Raw genomic sequence first — 23,621 nt, forward strand, 5'->3', positions numbered from 1 at the left:
TTCACACATTCAATGTGTTGATTGTTTGGGCGAGACGATTTAATATCTCGAAAAAATAGATTTGGGTGTCGTCCAATGTTACTTTCTCGGGTTTTATCTCTTTTTATAGTTTTCACTCTTCCTATCATGGTATCCGCCTGCGCGCCTACCTTTACCGAAAGCAAGACCGCGAGTGGCGGAAGTGCGGGTACGGTCACCGCGGCGTCTAATGGAGAAACGCCGTCCCTTTCTGACATTCGGGATATGAATGAAGGGTCCGCGCCGACAATTCAGCCCGCAAAAGAAGTGACGGAGGGCGAAATAGGAGCCGGTAACGAAATTCGTATCAAGATGCTGCCAGGATTTGGCAAAGAGACCTGGTTATGTGATGCGGACGGAGGCTGTGCGCCGGTTCATGTCAATGCCGCGACGAATGCCAATGACATATCTGGTGAAAGCAAGCCCGGGACCAGTGCCAGACCAGCGGACAATATCATCGGAGACGTAGAACTTAGCGATGAAACATTGAAACTTGTCGGCAAGAAGATTGACGGCGGGTTGAACGGGAAAAAGATCCTGATCATGACGCCTGATGTGGAACTGAGCCTGCTCACTGCCGGCGGGTTGACAGAGCCGCATGCTCTTTGGACGTCGGCGGCCAAGGGTTACGTCACCGAATTCATGGCGCAGTACTTCACGGATATGGGCTATGGCGTGGCCATCCACTCCGACGACGCGCAGCTTGTCTCGACGGAGATTGCGCAGGACCTGATTGATCTGCATGAAGATGCTGGAAAATCAATCTTTCTGTATCAGTACAACACGCTCTTTCAACTGCCGACAAAAAAGGACGGTAGTTTTAACTGGAAGCTGGGCAAAACAGCGCAGGACCTGAAAAAGGCGTATGGGGCAGATCTAGGGGTCTTCGTTTATATGCGCGATTCCTATTCAAGCGGATCGCGCGTTGCCGCTCAGTTTTTGGCTGCTGCAATTCTGGGGGTTGGAATACCGGGTGGTCAACAGGTCGGGTTTATCTCGCTGGTCGATCTCGAGACCGGGAATATCCTGTGGTATAACCGTCTGGTCTCGGGCGGCGGCGATCTTCGCACCTTTGAGCCCGCTTTCGATGCGACGGAGAATCTATTGGAAGATATTCCTTTATGAGACTTGGCAAGGCCGCTGTTGGGTTGAGTTTACTGGTTTCGGCATGTGCAGGCACTGGCCAGGTCGGTGATGTGAAACCGGGTGACGAACCGGAGCTGACAACCGTAGAGGCTGGTCTGCGTATGAAGATGGATGAGGCGGAACGAAGTTTCGCCGCCAGCGCCTTGATTATCAAGGATCCTGAACTGCAGAACTATCTCGACGGGGTTGTCTGCCGGCTTGCAGAGAAAATTTGCCCGGATATACGTCTCTATATTGTTAAAATTCCCTATTTCAACGCATCCATGGCGCCGAATGGTGTTATGCAGGTCTGGACGGGATTATTGTTGCGGGTGGAGAACGAGGCGCAGCTCGCAACGGTTCTCGCACATGAGTTGGCCCATTACAAGAAACGCCATTCCATCAAGATGTGGAACAGCGCGCGGAATACGACGGATTTTCTGGCCTTTTTTTCGATCGCCACGGGCGGTATAGGATATGGCTTTGTAGGCCTTGCGGCGGGTCTTGGCGCCGCCGGATCAATTCAGGCCTATTCGCGGGATCTGGAAAATGAGGCGGATGAAATCGGTCAGGATTACCTTTATGATGCCGGTTACGATCCGGCGGAGGCGGGCCAGCTTTGGGAGAAGATAAAAGGCGAGGCGGAAGCGGGAGATCGTGAGTCTACGGCCATTTTCTTTGCGTCACACCCGCCGGCCGAGGATCGGATAGAGAACCTGAAGTCAAGAGCGGAAGCCTACCCGGCGCGCCCGCTTCAGGCGCAGCAGAGAGCTGACGATAAATTTCGCAAACTTGTTGATGCCCGCTGGCAAAGCTGGGTTGAGGACTTGATCGATACGGGATCATATGAAGAGACGCTGTTTGTCATCGACAATCTGGAAACGCGGGAGTTTAGCCCGGCGGCACTTGATTTCTACCGCGGCGATGTATACCGCCGGCGGAGCAATGAGGGCGATCTCGACAAGGCGAAGGAAGCCTACCTCATGGCGGCGAAATTCCCGGAAGCGCCCGCCAAAACATATAAAAACCTCGGCCTTGTCGCCAAGCGTCAGAAGGAAGATGGCAAGGCCATCGAGTATTTAGAAATTTACCTCGCTCGCTATCCGGAAGCATCAGATCGCTTCCTGGTCGAGTCATACATCAAGCAATTGAGGGAATCATGAGACATTTTATCATCCTACTGCTTACCCTGACGATAGCCAGCTGTGCACCGACGTTCCAGCTTAAGCAAACGGGTCAGAGTTCCATGTGGAACAGCTATTCGGTGGTGACATCGGAATATATCAATGAGTTGAAGACCGATAAATCCGTCATGTGGACGCAGGACGGGCCCATCCTGGAAAGAGTGGAGTTCTGGGCTCCGATATCGGATGGGGAGAAATTGCCATTTGTCTTTCTTGGCGGGAATGAGGAGCGCGCGGAAACCTTCCGTTCCGACATGACACCGGAAGAGATTGTCGAGTTGGTTCGGAACGGTTTCTCCCTGACGCCGTCAACGCCCACTTTCATTGGCAATCTCCAACCGGCGTCGTTCGGCGATAGGCAGGGATATCTGATTGATCTCAATCTGTCCTCCAAGGATGGATCGGATTTTAAGGGCAATCTCCTGTTCGCGACAATAAACGGCAAGTTAATGGCGGTCTTTTTCGCGGCCCGGGAAACGCATTACTATGAAGCACGGCGCCCTTATTTTGATAGCGTTGTCCAATCCATAAGAGTTAGCGGCGACGCTTAACAATCTGGACGTCGTCAAACAAGAAAGCCGGGGAATTCCCCGGCTTTTCTTTTTTCTGGGCGACGTTGCTTGCATAATGTGTTTGTATCCATATCTGTGGAGGGCGCAGGTCAGATAACAGGAAAAACAGGGAAAGACATGTCGACAATGAATAAACAATATCGTCTCGCCGCACGGCCCGTTGGCGTCCCGAAGGACAGCGACTGGAATTTTACAACGGAAGAGCTGCCGGAAATTGGCGCCGACGAGGTGCTGGTGAAAATTCATTATGCCTCTCTCGACCCCGCCATGCGTGGTTGGATGAATGAAGGTCGTTCCTATATTCCACCGGTCAAGATCGGCGAGGTAATGCGCGCCGGTACAGTGGGCGAGGTCATTGCCTCTAACAGTACAGATTTCAAGGCGGGCGATTTCGTGAGTGGCATGCTTGGTATTCAGCAATATGCCAAGGCGCTGGCGAAGGACCTCACTAAAATCGATCCGAACCTCGCGCCGATTGAAACCTATCTTGGGGGCCTCGGCATGCCGGGTCTGACCGCCTATTTTGGCCTCTTGGACGTTGGCGCGGTGAAGGAGGGCGATACGGTGCTTGTCTCGGGCGCGGCCGGGGCTGTTGGCTCTCTTGTCGGCCAGATCGCCAAGATCAAGGGCGCGCGCGCCGTCGGTATCGCGGGCGGAGCCGAAAAATGCGCCTATGTGGTTGATGAACTCGGCTTTGATGCCTGTCTCGATTACAAATCCGACAGCTTCATGCAGGATTTGAAAGAACCGCTCAAAAACGGTGTCGATGTTTATTTTGATAACGTCGGCGGAGAAATCTTGGATATCGCACTCGCCCGCATCAACCGTCATGCCCGTATCGTGATTTGTGGCGCGATTTCCCAATATAATAATACGACGCCCATGTACGGCCCGCGCAATTACATCAATCTTCTGGTCCATCACGCGCGCATGGAAGGCTTCGTCGTGTTTGACTATATCAAGCGCTATGGCGAAGGGGTGCAGGAGTTAGCGAAATGGTACAGCGAGGGCAAACTCAAGTTCCGCACGCAAACAGAGACGGGTATTGAGAACTTCCCGTCTGTGCTCCTGAAGCTGTTCAAGGGTGAGAATACAGGAAAACTGGTCCTGAAAGTTCTAGATGACTGACAGATAAGCGTTTTTCGGGTATGATGGAGGCGTCGCCGATTTACGGCGGCGCCTTTTCTCTGTAGGCTTCTATAGAGGCGTTGCGTAGCGTGAAAGACGGTCAATGGAGTCACTCGAGCTAATCCTGATACTGGTATCCTTCCTTTTTTTGATTGGGTGTCTTCTAACGCCCATCGCGGACCGGTTAGGTGCGCCGTTTCTGCTTCTTTTCCTCTGTATTGGGATGCTCATGGGCGAGGACGGAATTGGCCGGGTTCGCTTCGATGATTTCAATCTTGCCTATAACATTGGATCCATCGCGCTGGCCTTGATCCTCTTTTCCGGTGGCCTTGATACCAGCCGGGAGATTTTCAGGAAGGCTGCCGCGCCGGCGATGGCGCTGGCGACCTTTGGTGTCGTGGCAACAACTGTCATTGTTGGTGTCCTGATTCATTTCCTCTTTGGTTTGCCGCTCGCCATTGCGCTGTTGCTGGGCGCGGTGGTGGGCTCAACGGATGCGGCGGCGACGTTTCTTTTGCTGCGGCAGAGGAATATCAAGCTGAAAGACGGTTTGGGGGAGACCCTGATGGTGGAGGCGGGGATCAATGACCCGATGGCCATCTTCCTGACGATCACTATGGTGGCGATTGTTGATAACGATCTGCCTGTCGATCTGCCGACGCTGATCAGTTTCCTGCCGGAGCTTGCGCGGCAGCTAGGTTTAGGTTTGGTTGCGGGCATTGTCGGCGGTGTTGTGACCGCATTTCTGATCAACCGGGTCAAGATGCCGGTCAGCTTGTTCGCACCCTTTGCCATGGCGTCGGCCTTGCTTCTCTTCAACATGACCGCTCTGGGTGGCGGCAGTGGCTTTCTCGCCGTTTTCATCTGCGGTGCGGTCCTGCGCGACCGGATGACACACCAGACAGAACGGGTCCGGCAGTTCCATGATGGTCTCTCCTGGATTTGCCAAATCGTCCTCTTTTTGATGCTGGGGTTATTAGTCTCACCGACCGATGTACTGGATCACATTCCTCTTGGGCTTGGCGTTGCCGTTCTGTTGATCTTTATCGCCCGGCCGCTGGCGACAACGCTCTCCTTGACGCCGTTCCGCATTGGCTGGCGGCAGCAGGCTTTCGTCGGCTGGGTGGGCTTGCGCGGTGCGGTGCCGATCTTCCTTGCCATCATTCCGGTGATCAGTCCGGGGCCGCTCAGTTCAGGCTTTTTCGATGTGGTTTTTGTTGTGGTAGTTGCTTCACTTTTCCTGCAGGGCTGGACACTCTCATTGGTGGCAGGCTGGCTTGGCCTGATCGCGGAGTCGGACGAGGAGCCGGTGCTCCCCCTCAGCGAAGGCAAGGATTGATTTTTAACCCAATAAGCCTTATTTAAGCGCGGGTCTGCGACGGAAAATTTCCTACTGCAGGCTCTTTTTAATCCCGTGCCGGATGAACCCGGGCGGGGATCAGGACATATCATGACGATGCTGGAAGAACGGGTCGCAAATCGGCGGACCTTCGCAATCATTGCCCATCCGGATGCGGGCAAGACGACATTGACCGAAAAGCTGCTGTTGTTCGGCGGTGCCATTCAGCTTGCCGGCGCTGTGAAAACGCGCGGGGAACAGCGACGTGCGCGCTCTGACTGGATGAAAGTGGAGCGTGAGCGTGGCATTTCTGTTGCTTCTTCCGTCATGACTTTCGACTACCGCGAGAAGACGTTTAATTTGCTCGACACGCCGGGCCATGAGGATTTCAGTGAGGATACCTACCGCACGCTAACAGCGGTCGATAGCGCCGTGATGGTGCTCGACGGGGCGAAGGGTATTGAGAGCCAGACACGCAAGCTGTTTGAAGTTTGTCGTCTGCGTGATATGCCGATTACAACCTTTATCAATAAGTTTGACCGAGAAGCGCTGGATCCGTTTGATTTGCTGGATGATATTGAACAAACGCTGGCGCTCGACGTGGTGCCGGCAAGTTGGCCGATTGGTATGGGCCGGAATTTTCTCGGCTGTTATGATCTGTTTAACGACCGACTGGTGCTGGTTTCCAAGGGAAAGGGGAACCATCTCGATGAAGGGGTGACTTGTAATGGACTTGATGACCCGAAACTTGATGAGTTGCTTCCCGCCGCTGAGGTTGCCAAGCTGCGCGAAGATATAGAAATGGTCCGCGGATTGTGCCCTGAATTTGATATGCAGGCCTTTCTTGAAGGCACAATGACTCCGGTCTATTTCGGCAGCGCCATCAATAATTTCGGCGTGGAAACGTTGCTGAATGGTCTTACCGAAGCCGCCCCAAGCCCCCGCGCGGCACCGACTGCGGGGCGTGACATTTCACCATTAGAAAACAAGGTCAGCGGCTTTATTTTCAAGATACAGGCAAATATGGATCCGAAACACCGCGACCGCATTGCCTTTATGCGGCTTGTGTCCGGACATTTTAAACGCGGCGCGAAGCTGAAACATATCCGTAGCGACAAGATCATGAATATCCATAATCCGGTGCTTTTCCTCGCGCAGGATCGGGAACTGGCGGAGGAAGCCTGGCCCGGTGATATCATCGGTATTCCCAACCATGGCAACCTGCGTATCGGCGACGCCCTGACGGAGGGGGAAGAAATACGCTTTACCGGTATCCCGAGTTTTGCGCCTGAGCTATTGCAGAAGGTGCGCCCCGTCGATCCGATGCGCGCAAAGCATCTGGGTCGGGCACTGATCCAACTCGCGGAGGAGGGGGCTGCCCGTACATTTAAGACGCGCATGGGGTCGGACTGGGTGGTCGGTGTTGTTGGCGCGTTGCAGTTTGAAGTGCTGGCGGATCGTATCCGCACGGAATATGATATCCCGGTTAATTTTGAACAGACCGAACTTTACACCGCTCGGTGGGTGGAATGTGATGATACGCGGGAGATGAAGAAATTCCTTGATGGAAATCAGGCCTCGCTCGCAGAGGATCATGACGACGCACCGGTGTTCCTGGCACGCAATAGCTGGCATCTGGAACGGGCCGAAAAAGACTGGCCGAAAATCAAATTCCTGAAGACTAAAGAGCAATCCGCTTGATACACGGAAACGAAGGAGAAACCCATGCCCTCATTTGATATTGTCTCGAAAACCGAAATGGCGGAAGTTGATAACGCGCTGAATAACATTCGTCGGGAAATAGAGACCCGCTATGATTTTAAGGGCAGCAACTGCACGATTGATCGCGCCGAGCAGGCCATAACCATTCATGCAGATGATGATCTTAAGCTGAAACAGATGCATGAGTTGCTGGCAACGCATTTGACCCGCCGGAAAGTCGACGCCGGCGTTCTTGATTACCAGACGCCGGAGAAATCTGCCGGTCAAAGCGTTCGGCAGGTCGTGATCGTCCGGGAGGGTATCGATAAGGATCTCGCGAAAAAGCTGGTCAAAGAAATAAAAGGCTCCAAGATCAAGGTGCAGGTATCAATCCAAGGGGACGAGCTACGCGTTACCGGCAAGAAGCGTGATGACCTGCAGGAAACCATTGCCTTCTGCAAGGGGCTCAAACAGGAACTTCCCCTGCAATATGTGAATTTCCGCGACTGAGGCGTTACGGCATAGGGCCAAAGGTGCGATTCATTATCTTTGGCGGACCGTCTTCATATATCTGCATGATGGCAATTTCACCGTATTTGTCCGGTTGGCGATCTTTCCCGCCGAGTTGACCGTAGATGCTCTGCAGATTATCAGTGTTGCCGACCCACATCACCGTTTTGCCAGGGTTTTCCATGATTAATCGCTCAGCCACGTTACTGATCTCGATCACCCGCAGCTTGATCCCGCGCTGCGCGATCAGTGGCTTGACCGTATCAAGATTGCGCTTTTTATCAGGGCTGTAGATCACGTCGATATCTAAGTCGGCAACGGCAGCGGGTAGGGCCTCGGCGCGGGCGATGCCCTTTTCATTGAGGTCGGTCGCAAAGGGCGCGCGATCTGCATGACGCAAGAGAATGACTGTCGTTTCAGTGCCGGGCGGAGAGTTGACCGTACTACAGGCAGAAAGAAGAAAAATAACGCTAAAGGCAGTCAGAACACCAAGTATAAATCGTTTTCCAATCATAAAATCCCCTTCCGGCAGCATTTCCCGCATTCTTATAATAAAGATACCTGATATTTGCACAATGTGACAAATAAAGGCCATTTTCAGGCGATCATATTGGTGCCTGATTTTGATTTTAACGCTAGTTCCATTCGATAAAAAATTATTCTTTAGGTGGAGCGTTTTTCATGATCGATTTAATTCATACCATTCTTAAATTTACCCATATCATTAGCCTAACGTTAGGTGTAGGGGGCGCTATTATTGCCGATCTGTTTGTTATTGGATTGTTGAACAAAGCCATTACACGACAGGAACTGAGATTACTTGAAAACTTGGAGAAGTTTGTATTCGTAGGGTTGATGTTACTCTGGATTTCGGGTGTCGGCTTTTTTGTCGAGTATCAGCTGTTCAATCCGGAAAAGCTGTCAAATCCGAAGATATTGGCGAAGCTGACGATTGTCATGATTGTGACTCTGAACGGCCTTCTGTTTCATATGTTCTTTCATAACAGGGTTTTCCAGGAAGGGCTGGTCATCGTGAAGTTGCCGCCGCTTACTTACTACAGTTTGATTTTATTCGGGACGATCAGCAGTTTCAGCTGGATAGGAGCAATGACCCTGGGGGCCGTGTCACAGTTGAACGACATCTTTCCCTATATCCAGATCATGGTCGGTTATCTTGCGATTGTCGCGTGCGGGATGATCAGTGGCTTGATGTTTGCCACTTTCAAAAGATGGCATGTGAACCGTAATCCCGAAATGATGGTTTCAGCCGCAGGGGAAAAGAAGTTCCAAGCACCGCCGCAATTTGCACTAAAGCGTTAAGGTGAAGCAAGTTGATCCGGGCTCGGTGTCCGGATCAGCTATTTTCAAGCCAGTGAATATAATGCTGTCTCCGCCGCCCCCTCTTTGGTCGCTATGTCGCCGGTTTCGATCATATGCAGGATATGCGCATAGACCGAGCGGGCCGCAGCCGGATGCAGGTTTACCGGTACATCCACATACATTCTTTTCACCATATCCGGGATTGTCATTGGGCCGTTGCTCAAGCAGCTGCGGATCTGGTCCATGCGTTCGTGCCGGTGGGCAATCAGGGCCTCAACAAAGGGTTTGGTTTCGGTGATCGCAGGGCCATGGGTTGGCCAGTAGGTATCATAATCAAAGCCCAGCAATTTCTCGAGACTTTGCATATATTGGCTCATATTTCCATCAGGCGGAGAGACGACCGTGGTTGACCAGCCCATCACATGATCGCCGGTAAAGAGAGTATTCTCTTCGCGCAAACCAAAACAGACATGATTTGAGAGATGTCCCGGCGTATGAATGGCATCGACGGTCCAGCCATTGCCGAGAATGACGTCGCCATCTTCCAGCTTCACATCGGGCATGAAGTCTGTATCGCCGCCTTCTTCGATTTTGAATTCGGACACGCCGCTTCCGTGGGGGCCAAAGCCATAGGTTTTGGCGCCGGTTAGCTGCTTTAAGGGCTCGGCCGCGGGGGAGTGATCATGATGGGTATGGGTGATAAGAATATGGGTTACCATCTCTCCCTTCAGCGCCGCCATTAACGCGCCGACATGTGCCCCGTCGAGTGGGCCGGGATCAACAACCGCCACTTCACCGCGCCCTATAATATAGGTGCCGGTACCGTGAAAGGTGAAAGCGCTCGGATTATGGGCGATCACCCGGCGGATCAGCGGGCTAAGCTCCTCCGCCACGCCATATTCAAACTCGAATTCTCTTTTGAAGGGGACTTTAACTGCCATGATCCTGCTTTCCGGTTTTTAGTGATTGTAACCAATCGAGCGGGAGCGGCAACAGGAACTTTTTTCAAATTAAGATGGATTTACTGCCGACTTAAGGAATTCATCAGTCTAAATGATTGAGACGGCTTATTTGCAACGCCGTGAATGTTGGAGAGAATAAAGTTTTTCGCCTCATCCATACAATGTGTCGTTGTTGAGGTAAGTTCGATATCTTTCAAATGGGCGACGGCTTGGGTAAGCTTGATGATGTTGAGATAAGCGGATTCGTTGGTGACGGAGACGCTTACGATCCGTCGTATGCCAGCTTCCAGAGTAATATCACCCAAAATATGCATATCTTCGTAGGAGAATTCATCCTCATGTCCACGCCGATTATCAAGTATCGCAAAATAGTTGGAGGAGGGATTATCCCCAAGCGTCTTCCGATAGACCGGGATGCGATGTTCGCGGCTGATCGGTCCCGTTGCTGTCATGAAATGTACATGTTCGCCATAACACTCCAGCGTCTCATAGCTGATGTTGGCGAATGCGCCTGAGGAGATTTTGCGTCCTTGCATGTTCTTTCCCGTATTAGTTTCGAGCATTTATTTAATACTGACAGTTACTAATACTTTGTGAATGCTATCCATCAAAATTCACATGAGGTCAATATCATAAAAATCAAATAAATGTAAATATAAAATTTTTCATTAATTTTTTAATAATTCGCATTTGGAGTTCAATATATATATTCATTCAATATATATATTTTTTACTTATAATAACCGAACTATTTTTATACATCTAAATAAATAATACTTCCTAATATTTACTATCTTTGGTAGGTGCATGACGTAGGGTCACCTTGAGGTGCCGACTAATTTGACCTTAGACAATAATAGTTGTTCGCCGTCGCCACTTTCGCGGCAATCCGGGTCTGTCGTTATGAGCAGCTGGAAGATTTCGCTAGTTTGAGGGGAGCTGCTGCTGGGTCGGCAAGGAGTTGAATTCTGGAGAAAACGAAAGTTTTTGCTTCCTTCAGGCATTGTGTTGAGGTTGCCTGCATGTCAAAATTTTTCATATCGGCGACCGCGCGGGAAAGGTTTACGATGTTTTGATATGCGGGTTCTTTGGTGACCGCGACGCACACCATGCGCCTTATGCCTACGCGCAGGAGAGTATCGGCCAGAAAATGCATATCGTCGTAGGAAATCTTATCTTCATATCCGGCGCGATTATCGAGGATCGCAAAGAAAGTAGAGGAGGGATTGGTATTGAGTAACTTCCGGTAAACCAGCACGCGATGCTCGCGGGTGACGGGTCCTAACGCTGTCATGAAGTTGATATGTTCTCCGCCGTATTCCAGAGTTTCATATCTGATATTGGCAATTGTTCCGGAGGAGATTTTACGTTCTTGCATCTGGCTTCCCGCATTAGATGGAGTAGCCTGATTTAACGCAAATAGTTCCTAACACTTCATGAACTTTTCCTCACAGCCTCGAACTAATATTGTGTTTTTATAATTAAATGATTTGCCGTGCCTGATCCGGCAAAGTCTTGAGCATCAGTCGAGCATTGGTTTTGGGAAAAGCGGTTTTATTATTCGGCCTTTGCATATTCATTCATATACATCAGGATGAATTTTTCTGCTGTTGCGAAGTCAGCGGTCGAAATTGCCTCGACTTCTAGATTCTTTGTCATGGAAATAGCCTTGATCAATCTGATAATTTTATCATAGGCCGGATCCTTTGTCACAACCGCATAGATAAAGCGCTTGATGCCACGTGAGATGAGCATATCACCAATCCCGGACATATCCGCCATGGAAAGGAGGCTTTCCTTGGCTTTACGGTTATCCAGTATGCAAAAGTAATTGCTCGTTTTCGTCAGGGCCAGTGTTTCTTCATAAACGGGCGCGCGATCTTCCCTGTCCAATGAGCCGCTTTGTGTCACGACATGCAGGTACTGACCACAACATTCCTTCGTTTCATATTTAATATTTGTAAATGAAGCGGACGCGATTTTACGCCATTTCATAAAAGACCCTTTCTCAATACGTAACTCTTCTAAATACAAATAATATTGGGATACTTAAAAACAATGAATATTTTTGGACACTAATAGAATTTTTGTGAGGTTTCAAGCATCTCCGCAAAGGGGAGCTTTACGGATTGACCGGGAGTTGATAGTCTTTCAGACAATGAAAACCAGACGTTGTCTGCGAACCAATCGGCAGGGGCAGGCAATGGAATTTGATATCAGAATTGGGGAAGTAAGATGGCTCTGATAGGACGGCAGAAGCTATTGGCGATGCTGCTTTGGGCCGCAATAGCAACTCTTCCCGCGGCCACACATGCCGCCGATACCACCAGCGAATATGACATTGCAATTGATCTGGCAACTATGTTGCAATCTGCCCGCTCGATTATTGGTGAGAACCAAGATCTTATTAACGATCCAACGATCGGCGACAAGGGCCTCACGGCGGAAGTCGTGAGGGAGGGGGCGTTGAAAAAATTCACATCGGCCAAAGGTGGCGCCCAACCGGATTTGTCCGGCGATGATCGTAGGAGTCGTCTCCTGAAGGCACAGATTGAGGCGATTTCCAAGGTTGTTACAGAAAATCAGGATACGATCAATCAGCCGGGTATCGCGTTCAAGGGCTTCGTCCCGGCTGTGTTCGCCCGTCTGGTGAATGAAGAATTCAAACGGACAATGGGCGAGGAGGCGGAGGTGAAGGTCACCGCGCCGCCGGAACTCATCCGTAACCGCAAAGCTCGCCCCGATGACTGGGAAGTAGAGGCCATTCGCAATGATCTGTCCGCACCGGGCTGGGAGAAGGGCGCCATTTTTTCTGCTGAGGCGGCTAATCGGGGTCGTCCGGCATTCCGCGTTCTCGTCCCTGAATATTATGGGCAGGGCTGCCTTTCCTGCCATGGCGCTCCGAAGGGGGAGCTTGACGTGACCGGCTATCCGAAAGAGGGTGGTCATCTTGGCGATCTCGGCGGAGTGATTAGTGTAACGCTGTATCGAAACTGACTCGGTCGCCCGGAAGGTTGAATTCTTCATGAGCAATTTTTCCATTCTCACCCGATTATCGATTTTGAGTGTGGCGCTTTTGGCGATCCTGATCGGGTCAAACTTGTTTCTCGATTATCGCTTGATACAGAATGCGAAAACGATTGAGAGTGAGGCCCAACTCGTTGGTCGAATTACGACAGCGAATGCCGCCAGTAAGTCTTTTGGGGATCTGAAATTCTGGCTGGCCGATCTGGCCGTCAGCCTGCTTACCCTGTCAGAGCGCAATGCGGATGCGGCGCTGAAATCCCTGAAAGTCAGCCTTGAAAAGTTGAAGGAGTATGATCCTGAACGGGTGGCTCTGATTGATCAGGAGATTGCCCTGTTAATGAATGAGGCTCTTCTCGCCGTCGATGCCTACACGGATGAGCGCCGCGTAATTGGTAATAGCCTGATGGCCAAGGCACGCGTGCATATTCAGCATATTGATGAACAGCTTTCCGGGATTGTTGATGAACTTGAGGAGGAATCGCGTGTGCGCAGCAGCGCCGGTCTCGCGTCCGCCCGGCAAGCGGTCCATCTCTCTCATATTATCATTATCGTCAGTGCGGTCATCGGCTTGCTGTTGACATTCCTTGTGCTTCGCTCGATCCGTACGCCGCTGTCACGGCTCGTCACCGCCATGCGCTCAATCACCAAGGGGGACCTGACCGTGCAGGTGCCGCCCGCTGGCAAAGATGAAATCGGGGAGATGGCGCAGACCGTGACCTTGTTCCGCGATAGCCTGATTGAGCGAGACCGGTTGGCAGAGGAACGCGAGAAGGCACAAGCCGAAGCCCGGAGCGCGCAGGAAAAACTGCTTGAGGCGATTGAGGCGGTCACCGATGCCTTCGCACTCTATGATGCTGACGACAAGCTGGTCATCTCAAACAGCAAGTACCGCGAAATGTATGAATATCTCGGACTGCCCATCGAAAAGGGCATCAGCTATGAGACGATTATTTCTGCTGCTGTGAACAAGAAGATGATTGTTGCCGCCCAGGAAAATGAGGAGCAATGGCTGAAAGAGCGGATCGTCCGTCACCGTAATCCGACGGAACCCTATGAGCATTTACGGGCCGATGGAAAATGGCTCCGTATTAACGAGCAGAAGACCGCCGATGGTGGCATCGTTGGCGTCTTTACCGATATTACGGAAGCCAAGGCGCGCGAGACCGAGCTTGGCGAAATGGTGGATCGGTTGGCCGAGGCGCGAGACGTGGCAATGAAGGCAACACAAACCAAGAGCCAGTTTCTTGCCAATATGAGCCATGAACTCAGAACGCCTCTCAATGCGGTGATCGGCATTACCGAGATGCTGGAAGAAGATGCGATTGAGGATGATGATGAGGATATGATCGAGCCTTTGCAGCGGATCAGCCGCGCGGGCAAGCATCTTCTCAAACTGATCAATGACATCCTTGATCTCTCCAAGATCGAGGCTGGCAAGATGGAACTCCATGTTGAAAGCTTTGATCTCGCCGCTGTTGTCCGCGATTGCGTTGATATGGCCGGGCCGCTGGCATCACCCAACAACAATAAAATCGATGTCAGCCTGCCGGACGATCTGCCACCCATGATCTCTGATGTGACGCGGGTCCGGCAGGTTGTCTTCAACCTTCTCAGCAATGCCTGCAAATTTACGGAAAATGGCACAATTGGCATAACCGTCACGCAAGCCGATGATGATCTTGTCAAGATCGACGTTTCCGATACCGGGATCGGCATGTCACCGGAGCAGCTTGAGCGTTTGTTCAGCGATTTCTCTCAGGCAGACAGCTCTACCACCCGTAAATATGGCGGGACGGGTCTAGGGCTTGCGATTTCCCAGCGATTCTGCCGCATGATGGGTGGGGATGTGACGGTGGAAAGCACGCCGGGGGCGGGGTCAGTTTTTCGTGTCAGCCTGCCACGGGAAATCCCGTCGGCTGAAGAAAGTGGTCCGATGGAAGGGGCTCTGTCACGCCCTCCATCAAAGGGTAATGCCGGAGGGAATGTTGTGCTGGTCGTCGATGACGATCCGGTTGCGCGCGATATCCTGGGCCGTTTCCTGAAGGCGGAAGGCTATGATGTTGCCATCGCCGTCAACGGGGAAGAAGGATTGCAAAAAGCGCGCGATCTTCGGCCTGCCGTTATCACACTAGATGTGGTGATGCCGGGGAAAGATGGCTGGACGTTGTTGCAAGAACTCAAAGACGATCCGGAGCTTAAGGATATTCCAGTGTTGATGGTATCCATCGTCGATGACAAGCATAAGGGCTTTTCGCTCGGTGTTGCTGACTATATGACCAAGCCTGTGGATCGACAGCGCTTGCTGACCCTGCTGGAGCGATACAAGCTTAATGGCAAGGGTGGCAATGTCCTCATCGTTGAGGATGATGGAACAACCCGCCAGTTGATGCGGCGGATTTTTGTAAGTGAGGGTTGGCGCGTGCGCGAAGCCGTCAATGGCCGGGCCGGTCTGCAGCTCGTCAAGGATGCTATTCCCGATTTGATCCTGCTCGACCTGATCATGCCGGAAATGGATGGCTTTGAATTTCTCGACTCCCTGAAAACAGTTCCGGAGGCGAAGGGAGTACCGGTGGTTGTCATTACCGGGGCAGATCTGTCCGACGAAGATCGCAGGCGCCTTAATGGCGGTGTTGAGCAGATCATCAAGAAATCAGCAGACGGCGCGCCGGCATTCCTTGATGAAGTCCGCCGCTATATGGGACAGCACCTGATTGTACATGCCGAAATATCTGGAGAAACAGAATGATGAAAATCCTCTATGTCGAAGACAATGAGGACAATATCTACATGTTGTCCCGCCGCCTCAAGCGCAAAGGGTTTGAGGTTGTTATTGCGGGGGATGGTGTCGCCGGAATAGAGGCGGCCCGACGTGAAAAGCCGGCGCTCATCCTGATGGACCTCAGCTTGCCTAAATTGGACGGGTGGGAGGCGACGCGACAACTCAAAGCGGATGCGGAAACGCGCGCAATTCCGATTATCGCTTTATCGGCCCATGCGCTGGAAGGGGAGCGGGAGAAGGCACTGGATGCCGGTTGCGATGATTTCGATACCAAGCCTGTCGAATTTGCCCGCCTTATGGGTAAGATAGGGGGCTTTCTGGAAATAGGAGGGGCATCTTGACCCAGAAAGACGCCCGCATTCTGGTCGTCGATGACAATGAAGATAATCGCTTCACCCTGAAGCGGCGCCTTAAAAAGCTTGGCTACGGAAATCTGGAAATTGCGGTTCATGGACGCGACGCGCTGGAGAAGATGCAGGAGCAGCCGTTTGATCTGATCCTCCTGGATATCATGATGCCGGAAATGGATGGCTATGAGGTGCTGGAAACCGTCAAACGGGATATGCAGCTTCGTCATATCCCGATCATTATGATATCGGCGGCGGACCAGCTTGAAAGTGTCGTCAAATGTATTGAGCTCGGGGCGGAAGACTTTCTGCCGAAACCTTTCAATGCAACCCTGTTGCGCGCCCGCGTTTCCGCCTCACTTGAGAAAAAGGCATTGCGGGATCAGGAACAGGCGTATCGCGCCCAAATCGTTGCCGAGAAGAAACGCACTGATGAATTGCTCCATTCCATCATCCCGGCGATGGCGGTGCAGGAACTCAAGCAGACCGGAGTGGTACGTCCGCGCAATTTCGATGCGGTCGGTATTCTGTTTTGCGATATCGTCGGCTTTACAGCCTATTGCGATCGTAATTTGCCGGAAACGGTTGTTGCTCATCTTCAGGCGTTGATCGAGACGTTCGAACAGATTGTCGATGACTTTCAGATGGAGAAAATCAAGACCATTGGTGATGCCTTCATGGCGACTAGCGGCCTGTTGCGACCAGTGGAGGCGCCGCTTCTGACGGCGGTGCGCTGCGGTCTTGAAATGTCCCGTGCCGCCCGGGAGATGGAGCCGAACTGGGAAGTGCGCATCGGCCTGCATTTTGGGCCCGTCGTGGCCGGTATCGTCGGCAAGCAGCAGTTCCTGTACGATGTCTGGGGGGACACCGTGAATATCGCGGCGCGACTCGTCGAACATAGCTCGCCCGGAGCAGTTGCCATGACCGCCGCCGCCTGGCAGGAAATACAAGATGAATGTGAGGCTCGCTCGCTCGGGGTCATCGATATTAAGGGAAAAGGAAAGCTTGATGTTGTCGAGGCCTTCGCGGTTCGTTAGCCTTTGAAGGCGCCTTGATTTAGCAGATAGAGAGACATCAAAATGCATAGACGGCTGTTTTTGAAGGGATTAGGGTTGATCGGAGTTGCGTCTTCCATGGCGTTGCCGAAAATCGCGATGGCGGGTGGCCTGCTCGATCCTATGAACTCGAAACTGGCGGGGTCTCTGTTCTACACGATGGAGATGCCGGGTCGCTGGACCGGGAAGGAGGCGGGGCATGTCCCGATGATTGAACGGAGCGGCAATATGATTGAAGTCACCACCGGTCATGAAATGGATGGCTACACCCATTATATCGTCAAGCATATCCTGCTCGATGAAAATCTTGATTTTGTCGCCGAAACCATATTCGACCCGGATGTCGATGCACCAATTTCGACATATGATGTCACCGGTATGAGGAGTGCTCTTTATGCGGTATCGCTCTGTAACAAGCATGACGCCTGGCTCAATCGGCTGGCGCTCTAATAATGCAACATAGTTGTTTATGAGATAACGCTTTATGTCGATGCGAGAAATCGAACTGAAATTAACTCTGTCAGAGGGGGATATTCGCGCGCTTGCGGGTACCCCTGCTTTTATGGAACTGACCGGTGGGAAGGCTACCACGCGACTGCTCATATCCGTTTATTTTGATACGCCGGACGGCGCCCTTGGTCGCCAAAGAATGTCTTTGCGTATCCGCGATAACGGCGAGAAACGGGTCCAGACGGCCAAGCTGGATGGCGGGCTGAGTAAGGGACTATCACAAACGCTGGAATATGAGAGTGAGATCGCGGGCGATGCCCCGGATTTGAGCCTGATAGGTGACAGAGAAGTCATACGCCGAATAGAGAATGTCCTGGCGGGGGAGGCACCCGTTCCGCTTTTCGAGACATATATCAACCGCACGGCCGCCCTTATCGATATCGCGGGTGAGGGGACAGTCGAACTCGCTATTGATATTGGGGACGTCCGGGCCGGAGCCAAACGAGCTCCGCTTGATGAGGTGGAACTGGAGCTTAAATCGGGTGCGCCTTTCGCTATGTTAAGCGCAGCGGAGAAGTTGTTCGCGGGTGTCGCGGTGACACCGAGTAAGCTGCATAAGGCGCGGCGGGGTTTTGCGCTGATTGGTCTTGGCGAGACGGAAAGTCCACTTGAACCCGCCTATTCGGAAAAGACGGAAATTACGCGCAATATGTCAGGCATAGAGGCGTTGCGATCTGTCGGGAATTCGGCGGCGGAGCAGATCCTGCAAAACTGGGATTTTGTGATTGCCGACCCTGCACCAGAGGGACCGCACCAGCTTCGGGTCGGCCTACGGCGCTTGCGGACGGCGCTTCATATGCTGAATGCGAAGAAGCTGGGGGCGGAGTTTTTGGCACTCGAAGAATTGGCGCAGAAGTTGGCGGGCGTGGTTGGTGCGCTCCGTGATGCGGATGTCTTGCTGAGCGACATTTTTGAACCTGCCGCTGTCCGCCTTGATGAAATTCCCGACTGCGGCGCGTTGAGGGAGGCTCTCAATGATCATATTGCCAAACAGCGTGTGGCCGTGCGTAAGAGCCTGCTAAGCGCTGACTGGACCCAATTGAAACTATCCTGTTTGTTTTTCGACTTTTTAATCGATCGGGCACTTGCGCGGGCGGATGGAAATTTTGTTGATCTCAAGGTCCAAAAGCATGCGGATAAAGCGCTGGCGAAAACGTGGCGAAGGGCCGCCAAATGGGGAGAGCGGATTGACGACCTCACCATCGAGGAACGCCACAGCATGCGCAAAAAATTGAAGTCGCTGCGCTATGTGACGGAATTTTTTATGCCACTTTATGCCGCGAAGGAGGCGAAGCCGTTTCTAAAGAAACTGCAGCGTTTGCAGGATGCGTTTGGTTATCTCAATGATGTCGCGATGAGCCGGCAATTATTCGACATTGCTGAGCAAAATAAGGAAAAGGGGGGAGATCTCGCTGCGCAAGCCTCGGCCATTTATAACTGGCATCTCGCCCGGGCGGACGCATCCTGGAAGGATGCCCGGAAATGCTGGAAAAAGCTCAAGAAGGCAGAGCGTTTCTGGGAATGAATTTCCGTTATCTCAGGCGGCTTCAGGCAGAGTGAAACGGAAAGTTGTTCCTTTCTCCTGCTCGCTTTCTACCCGGATATGACCTTTGTGAAGCTCAATCATTTCTTTGCAAAGCGGTAGTCCGAGTCCTGTCCCGATCTCTCCGTCCGTGCCGAGTGTTGTGGTCTTTTTATCGATGGCAAATGAATCCACCATGATATGCGGCGCAATACCTACGCCTGTATCAGAGATAGAAATTTCGACCATTTCTCCAGTGCGCTCAGCCTTTACTTCGATAGCTCCACCTTCGGGGGTGAATTTAATGGCGTTCGTAATCAGGTTTCGAATGACAAGAAGGATCATATTCCGGTCGGCATCAACCGTTAGATCAGGAACTTGGCTGGATAATGATACATTCTTGTTGGCCGCCAAGGATTTTAACACGTGCATGCTTTCCTTCACAATATCCGGCAGATTGAGGTGCTCGGAGTGCATGTCGCCTTTTTCCATCTGAAAACGGCCCCATTCGAGAAGATTTTCAAGTAGTTCATAGAGGGTCTTACTGGAGAGATTGATCATCGAGGCATACTCCATGATATCCTTCGCGGTAAGTTTGTCCGCGCGTTTCGCCAGAAATTCGGAAAACCCGAGAAGCGCATTAAATGGACTTTTCAAGTCATGGGCAATGATAGAAAAGAAGCGATCCTTGATCGCAATTTCCTGGGATAACGCGCTTTTTAGCTGCGCTTCTTTTTCAGCAAGCTTGACGAGTTCTTTGCCCTGAATTTCAAGCCGCGCCTGCGTATCCATGAGTTCAGAAATCTTTTTATTAAGGGTCTCGTTGTTTTTAAGAACATCTTGACGGGCTTTGCGCAGCTCCATCTCGTCAATCACGATATCGGCAAGATCCCTCAGCAAAAGTTTATGGTCATCGTTTAGCTTATGCGGCTTGCGATCGATGGCGCAGAGCGTCCCAATCTTGAAGCCATCCGGCGTGATCAACGGTGCGCCAGCATAAAAGCGGATATTCTTAGGCCCGGTAACCAGCGGATTGTCGAAAAAGCGTTCATCTTCCAGCGTATTTTCGACCACCATGATATCTTCAGAGTGAATTGCATGAGCACAGATTGCCATATCGCGCGGCGTTTCACGCACATTAATGCCGAAATGAGACTTGAACCATTGACGTTTTTCATCCACCAGGCTCACCAGGGAAATAGGCACACCGATGGATTTTGAAATAATCCGTGTGATACTGTCGAAACTGGCTTCCTGCGCAGTATCGAGAATATTATACTCCCTTAGGCGCTCTAGCCGTTCTTCTTCGTCTTTTGGCAACGGGGCAATTTTCATAACGCCTCCTTGAACTCAACCTTTGCAAATTGAATCATGCACATTCATTTGCCTTGGTTGCTCATAAAAAATCCCTGACCAATAGTCCCACTCAACAGGATTTCGTGCCCATGATTATGAATTTGAAATGGTTAAGTATTGGTTAAAAATAACCAGTAGGGAAATCTTCAAACCCAGGTTGCATGCGGCTTTCCGGGGTTTTTGAAAGGTACGATAGTGCCCCTGAGCTGAGCTCCGGTAATTACCGGATATTACCGATAAATTACAAGGATGTAATGTATCTTAGCTGGCAAATTATTTTCATCAATTGCTCACCCCGGATAGGTGTATTTAACTGCTGCGACCCGAAAATTATCAACTCGCTGGCTCCGTCAGGTTCTTGGTTGATTGTCTTTGTTTATTTTATCCATTCGGCGAGTTCGACGGTGATGCCTTCGGGGCCGGTAATGAAGAACAGCTGGCGGCTGTGGAAGTTTTTAAGCTCACTCCTGACCTCAACGCCACGGTCCTTGAGATGGCGGACCATCGCCTCCGCATCCGTTACCGCGAAGCAGATATGATTGAAGCCGAGCTTGTCGAGGCGTGGGTCGTTCTTCGCCATCGCCTCGGCCTCTGGTGTCCGGTAATGGAGAACCTGAACTTCGAAACGTGGCGTAACACCCGGAATGGCGAGGGTGACATGATCCGCCTCGATATCCCGAACGCCCATATAGCCCGCAAATGGCTCATCCTTGATGACAACTCTCTTATCCTCCGCAAAGCCGAGAAGTTCGAAGAAATCAATCGCCGCCTGAAGGTCGCGCACGGCGACGGTGACATGGTCGAAATGGGTAATCATCTGCTTTTCTCCTTGTGCTCGGGACTGATACTACGCCGGGGAATTTCTGTCATCAACCCTTACCCCCTCGCAATGTCAGGAACGCACATCCGGTCAGGAGGAGTGTTATGCCGCTCGCGATAGTCCGCATGATGTTCCAGAACTGCCAAGGTTCAGAGTATTCCTGCCAGATTTGCCGCGCTTCTTCGATGCTTTCGGGGATGGTCACAAGGGCGAGGGCCTCGTTCATCTGGACATTCACGGTGAAAGTCAGGACCACGCCGCCAAAGAAATAGATCACCCCGGCCAGCGCTAAGAGGAGAGCGCTTCTGCGGCTACTGGTCCAGGCGATCGCGGCGGTTACAATAAGGATAAAGGGCGTCCCGAAAAAGGCCGGAGCGAAGACTGCGTTCCGGACCGAGGCATTCATGGCCTGCATCGCGGCGATGGCGACTTTCGGGTCCGCCGCATCCAGCCCCCACATGGTTGAGCAGATCCAGGCGTAAAAGAAGCCGAAGATCGCGCCACTAAGCAAGAGCGAAAGGAAAGCAAGGGGGATGAGGAGGATATTTTTGCGAGTGGGCTCCGGCTGTTCAATGGCGGTCATCGTCAAATCCTTTAGGCGTAATTATATGTACGGTTGTCTTTATCCGTAATTTAGTTTACGGTTGTTGTCAACGAATTCAGGAGATAAATATGCGCGAAGAGACGAAGCTCATCCGGCAACAGCAGATTGCGCAGGCCGCTTATGAGGTACTGGAAGGGAAGGGCTACGTGGGCGCGTCGATGCTTGCCATCGCAAAGCGGGCCAAGGCCTCGAACGAGACGCTCTATAACTGGTATGGCGATAAGCAGGGGCTGTTCAAGGCGCTTGTGGTGCGCAACGCGGAGGAGGTGAAATCTTTGCTGGAGGCGGAGCTGGCCTCGGATCAGGATCCGATCGAGACGCTTGGCCGACTGGGGCCGAAGCTGCTGAGCCTGCTCACCGGTGCGCGGGCCGTGGCGCTCAACCGCGCGGCGGCGGCGGACCCCAGCGGGGAGCTTGGCGCGGCGATATCAGAGGCCGGACGGGAGACTGTGATGCCCCTGATCGCAGACGTGTTGGGCGCTGCGAAGGCGCGGGGGCAGCTTGCGTTTGAGACGGTGGGGGAGGCGGCGGAGCTATATCTCAACCTGCTGATTGGCGACCTGCAAATCCGCCGCGTAATCGGCCGCGCGCCAATCCCGACGAAAGAGTTTTGCAACAGCCGTTCCGCAAAAGCGCTCGCGTCACTGGAAAAGCTGCTCGGAGGTAATTAGCTAGGAGGGTAGAACAAATTTATAGTGCATGATTTAGGGTAACCGAAAATAACCTTCATGTGGTTATATCAAATGTAGATTAGCACAAAAATACCATATGATTGAATGTATGCTTGCCTAAATACGCTTTTTGGATAAATAATTCTAAATATGGAAGAATTTGAACCAATCCCTGGAAATCTTTGTAATTGGGCAAGCCGGCGTGCCGAGGATTTAACTAAGCGCGCAATGAACGGGGCTTTATATCAAATAGAATTGGATCAGTTTCAAAATCGTGTCATTTCTCTGAGTAATATGTACCGCAATGAAAATGAGTATTCGGAAGAAATAGTCCAAGATGCCATAAATGCGGAACTTCGATTAAAGGGTTATCTCGAGCAAATATTCAAAACTAGAGAAAATAGATCAAATTGGCTTCAAGATATTGAGAATAGCTTATCTCACAATCTTGTTGTTCTGAGGGAAACAGGTCAACAAAGCATTAAATATGTACTGCTTGGATATGGTGTTGTGTTTATTACTCTTTTTGGCACTCTATTTTCTCAGAAAATTAACAATGAATTTTTCCCAGCCATTTTTTATGCATTAAAAGTTTTCGCGTTTGGTTTTTCGCTTATTATTGTTGGCCTTTCCATAACTCATGTAGCGACTCGACTGTTGATAGAAAACTTAAATGTTCTTAAGCGTAGCAATAATATTGACAAAGACCGAAAGCCTTGGATTTTCAAAATGAGCTTGATAGGAGAGTCCCTAATAATATTGTCTGGGATTTTTATAATTATTGGTATTTTGGTGTTTGTTTTTCAATCTAGTAATATTTACTTAATAAATATTCAAACGCCCAAATGATATCATTTATCCAAAACCTAAGCTAGATTGTGAAGCATATATTAGTTTAAGGTGTGGGCTCATAAGCGTCAGATACAATTTCTTTGTATAAATGCCTATGCGACTAAGTTCTATAATTATACGATATTATCAGTATATAAAAGAAAATGGTCGGGGTGAGAGGGTTTGAACCTCCGACCCCGTCGTCCCGAACGACATGCGCTGCCGGACGCGCTGTGACAT

Annotated in this window: 24 protein-coding genes; 16 read left to right on the forward strand and 8 right to left on the reverse strand. The window is 51.3% G+C overall.

The genetic code is table 11. The features are described 5' to 3' along the window. Positions 1-75: 75 nt before the first annotated feature. From LKE13_RS11715 to LKE13_RS11745, 7 genes are all read left to right on the forward strand, one after another. Positions 76-1,143: a hypothetical protein gene (locus tag LKE13_RS11715; RefSeq protein WP_227951551.1), complete on the forward strand. Its 1,068-nt coding sequence runs from the start codon at positions 76-78 to the stop codon at positions 1,141-1,143. Next, on the forward strand, positions 1,140-2,306 hold the full coding sequence (locus LKE13_RS11720; protein WP_227951552.1) for a M48 family metallopeptidase: 1,167 nt from the start codon (positions 1,140-1,142) through the stop codon (positions 2,304-2,306). Before LKE13_RS11715 ends, LKE13_RS11720 begins: the two co-directional genes overlap by 4 nt. Continuing rightward, positions 2,303-2,878 (forward strand): hypothetical protein, encoded by a 576-nt coding sequence (locus LKE13_RS11725; protein WP_227951553.1) that lies wholly within the window; start codon positions 2,303-2,305, stop codon positions 2,876-2,878. The genes LKE13_RS11720 and LKE13_RS11725 overlap by 4 nt, the downstream gene beginning before the upstream one ends. Positions 2,879-3,016: 138 nt before the next feature. Beyond that, positions 3,017-4,027 (forward strand): NADP-dependent oxidoreductase, encoded by a 1,011-nt coding sequence (locus LKE13_RS11730; RefSeq protein WP_227951554.1) that lies wholly within the window; start codon positions 3,017-3,019, stop codon positions 4,025-4,027. 103 nt (positions 4,028-4,130) lie between these two features. After that, positions 4,131-5,366, forward strand: a complete 1,236-nt coding sequence (locus tag LKE13_RS11735) for a potassium/proton antiporter (protein ID WP_227951555.1) — start codon at positions 4,131-4,133, stop codon at positions 5,364-5,366. Between the two features lie 111 nt (positions 5,367-5,477). After that, positions 5,478-7,067, forward strand: coding sequence for a peptide chain release factor 3 (locus LKE13_RS11740; RefSeq protein ID WP_227951556.1), 1,590 nt, complete (start codon positions 5,478-5,480; stop codon positions 7,065-7,067). Positions 7,068-7,091: 24 nt separating this feature from the next. Further along, positions 7,092-7,577 carry a YajQ family cyclic di-GMP-binding protein gene (locus tag LKE13_RS11745; protein ID WP_227951557.1) on the forward strand — a complete coding sequence of 162 codons (486 nt, stop codon included), beginning with the start codon at positions 7,092-7,094 and terminating at the stop codon, positions 7,575-7,577. Between the two features lie 4 nt (positions 7,578-7,581). Here the strand turns inward: LKE13_RS11745 and LKE13_RS11750 are convergent, their stop codons facing one another. Next, positions 7,582-8,091 (reverse strand): histidine phosphatase family protein, encoded by a 510-nt coding sequence (locus tag LKE13_RS11750; RefSeq protein WP_227951558.1) that lies wholly within the window; start codon positions 8,089-8,091, stop codon positions 7,582-7,584. A gap of 167 nt (positions 8,092-8,258) precedes the next feature. On the opposite strand from LKE13_RS11750, the gene LKE13_RS11755 reads away from it, so the two are divergent. After that, positions 8,259-8,897, forward strand: a complete 639-nt coding sequence (locus LKE13_RS11755; RefSeq protein WP_227951559.1) for a hypothetical protein — start codon at positions 8,259-8,261, stop codon at positions 8,895-8,897. 44 nt (positions 8,898-8,941) lie between these two features. On the opposite strand, the gene LKE13_RS11760 is transcribed toward LKE13_RS11755, so the two are convergent. The 4 genes from LKE13_RS11760 to LKE13_RS11775 all read right to left on the reverse strand — a co-directional run bounded on the left by LKE13_RS11760 (position 8,942) and on the right by LKE13_RS11775 (position 11,854). Then, positions 8,942-9,838, reverse strand: coding sequence for an MBL fold metallo-hydrolase (locus LKE13_RS11760; RefSeq protein ID WP_227951560.1), 897 nt, complete (start codon positions 9,836-9,838; stop codon positions 8,942-8,944). An 80-nt stretch (positions 9,839-9,918) separates the two neighbouring features. Continuing rightward, the gene (locus tag LKE13_RS11765) at positions 9,919-10,395 is read right to left on the reverse strand and encodes a hypothetical protein (protein ID WP_227951561.1); all 477 of its coding nucleotides are present in this window, start codon (positions 10,393-10,395) and stop codon (positions 9,919-9,921) included. Positions 10,396-10,760: 365 nt separating this feature from the next. Continuing rightward, the gene (locus LKE13_RS11770; RefSeq protein WP_227951562.1) at positions 10,761-11,237 is read right to left on the reverse strand and encodes a hypothetical protein; all 477 of its coding nucleotides are present in this window, start codon (positions 11,235-11,237) and stop codon (positions 10,761-10,763) included. Between the two features lie 179 nt (positions 11,238-11,416). Next, complete coding sequence (locus tag LKE13_RS11775; RefSeq protein ID WP_227951564.1) at positions 11,417-11,854, reverse strand: hypothetical protein; 438 nt, start codon at positions 11,852-11,854, stop codon at positions 11,417-11,419. A gap of 240 nt (positions 11,855-12,094) precedes the next feature. Here LKE13_RS11775 and LKE13_RS11780 point away from each other — a divergent pair, with 240 nt between their 5' ends. Genes LKE13_RS11780 through LKE13_RS11805 form a run of 6 tightly spaced genes read left to right on the forward strand, consistent with a single transcriptional unit; the run spans position 12,095 to position 19,102 of the window. Further along, entirely contained in the window at positions 12,095-12,856 is a 762-nt protein-coding gene (locus tag LKE13_RS11780) for a DUF3365 domain-containing protein (protein ID WP_227951565.1), read from the forward strand. A gap of 28 nt (positions 12,857-12,884) precedes the next feature. Continuing rightward, positions 12,885-15,632 carry a response regulator gene (locus tag LKE13_RS11785; RefSeq protein WP_227951566.1) on the forward strand — a complete coding sequence of 916 codons (2,748 nt, stop codon included), beginning with the start codon at positions 12,885-12,887 and terminating at the stop codon, positions 15,630-15,632. Further along, positions 15,629-16,006, forward strand: a complete 378-nt coding sequence (locus LKE13_RS11790; protein WP_227951567.1) for a response regulator — start codon at positions 15,629-15,631, stop codon at positions 16,004-16,006. The genes LKE13_RS11785 and LKE13_RS11790 overlap by 4 nt, the downstream gene beginning before the upstream one ends. Further along, positions 16,003-17,049: an adenylate/guanylate cyclase domain-containing protein gene (locus LKE13_RS11795; protein WP_227951568.1), complete on the forward strand. Its 1,047-nt coding sequence runs from the start codon at positions 16,003-16,005 to the stop codon at positions 17,047-17,049. Before LKE13_RS11790 ends, LKE13_RS11795 begins: the two co-directional genes overlap by 4 nt. 42 nt (positions 17,050-17,091) lie before the next feature. Beyond that, entirely contained in the window at positions 17,092-17,517 is a 426-nt protein-coding gene (locus LKE13_RS11800) for a hypothetical protein (protein ID WP_227951569.1), read from the forward strand. Between the two features lie 34 nt (positions 17,518-17,551). Further along, entirely contained in the window at positions 17,552-19,102 is a 1,551-nt protein-coding gene (locus LKE13_RS11805) for a CYTH and CHAD domain-containing protein (RefSeq protein WP_227951570.1), read from the forward strand. Positions 19,103-19,114: 12 nt separating this feature from the next. On the opposite strand, the gene LKE13_RS11810 is transcribed toward LKE13_RS11805, so the two are convergent. From LKE13_RS11810 to LKE13_RS11820, 3 genes are all read right to left on the reverse strand, one after another. Continuing rightward, on the reverse strand, positions 19,115-20,434 hold the full coding sequence (locus LKE13_RS11810) for a GAF domain-containing sensor histidine kinase (RefSeq protein WP_227951571.1): 1,320 nt from the start codon (positions 20,432-20,434) through the stop codon (positions 19,115-19,117). A gap of 397 nt (positions 20,435-20,831) precedes the next feature. Then, on the reverse strand, positions 20,832-21,272 hold the full coding sequence (locus tag LKE13_RS11815) for a VOC family protein (RefSeq protein WP_227951572.1): 441 nt from the start codon (positions 21,270-21,272) through the stop codon (positions 20,832-20,834). Positions 21,273-21,324: 52 nt separating this feature from the next. Then, positions 21,325-21,858, reverse strand: coding sequence for a DUF1772 domain-containing protein (locus LKE13_RS11820; RefSeq protein ID WP_227951573.1), 534 nt, complete (start codon positions 21,856-21,858; stop codon positions 21,325-21,327). A gap of 89 nt (positions 21,859-21,947) precedes the next feature. Here LKE13_RS11820 and LKE13_RS11825 point away from each other — a divergent pair, with 89 nt between their 5' ends. Then, on the forward strand, positions 21,948-22,550 hold the full coding sequence (locus tag LKE13_RS11825; RefSeq protein ID WP_227951574.1) for a TetR/AcrR family transcriptional regulator: 603 nt from the start codon (positions 21,948-21,950) through the stop codon (positions 22,548-22,550). 150 nt (positions 22,551-22,700) lie between these two features. Next, a complete protein-coding gene (locus LKE13_RS11830) occupies positions 22,701-23,399 on the forward strand; it encodes a hypothetical protein (RefSeq protein ID WP_227951575.1) in 699 nt (232 codons plus the stop codon). Positions 23,400-23,621 lie beyond the last annotated feature (222 nt).

This window comes from Sneathiella sp. HT1-7 (assembly GCF_020731145.1).
GTDB lineage: Bacteria > Pseudomonadota > Alphaproteobacteria > Sneathiellales > Sneathiellaceae > Sneathiella.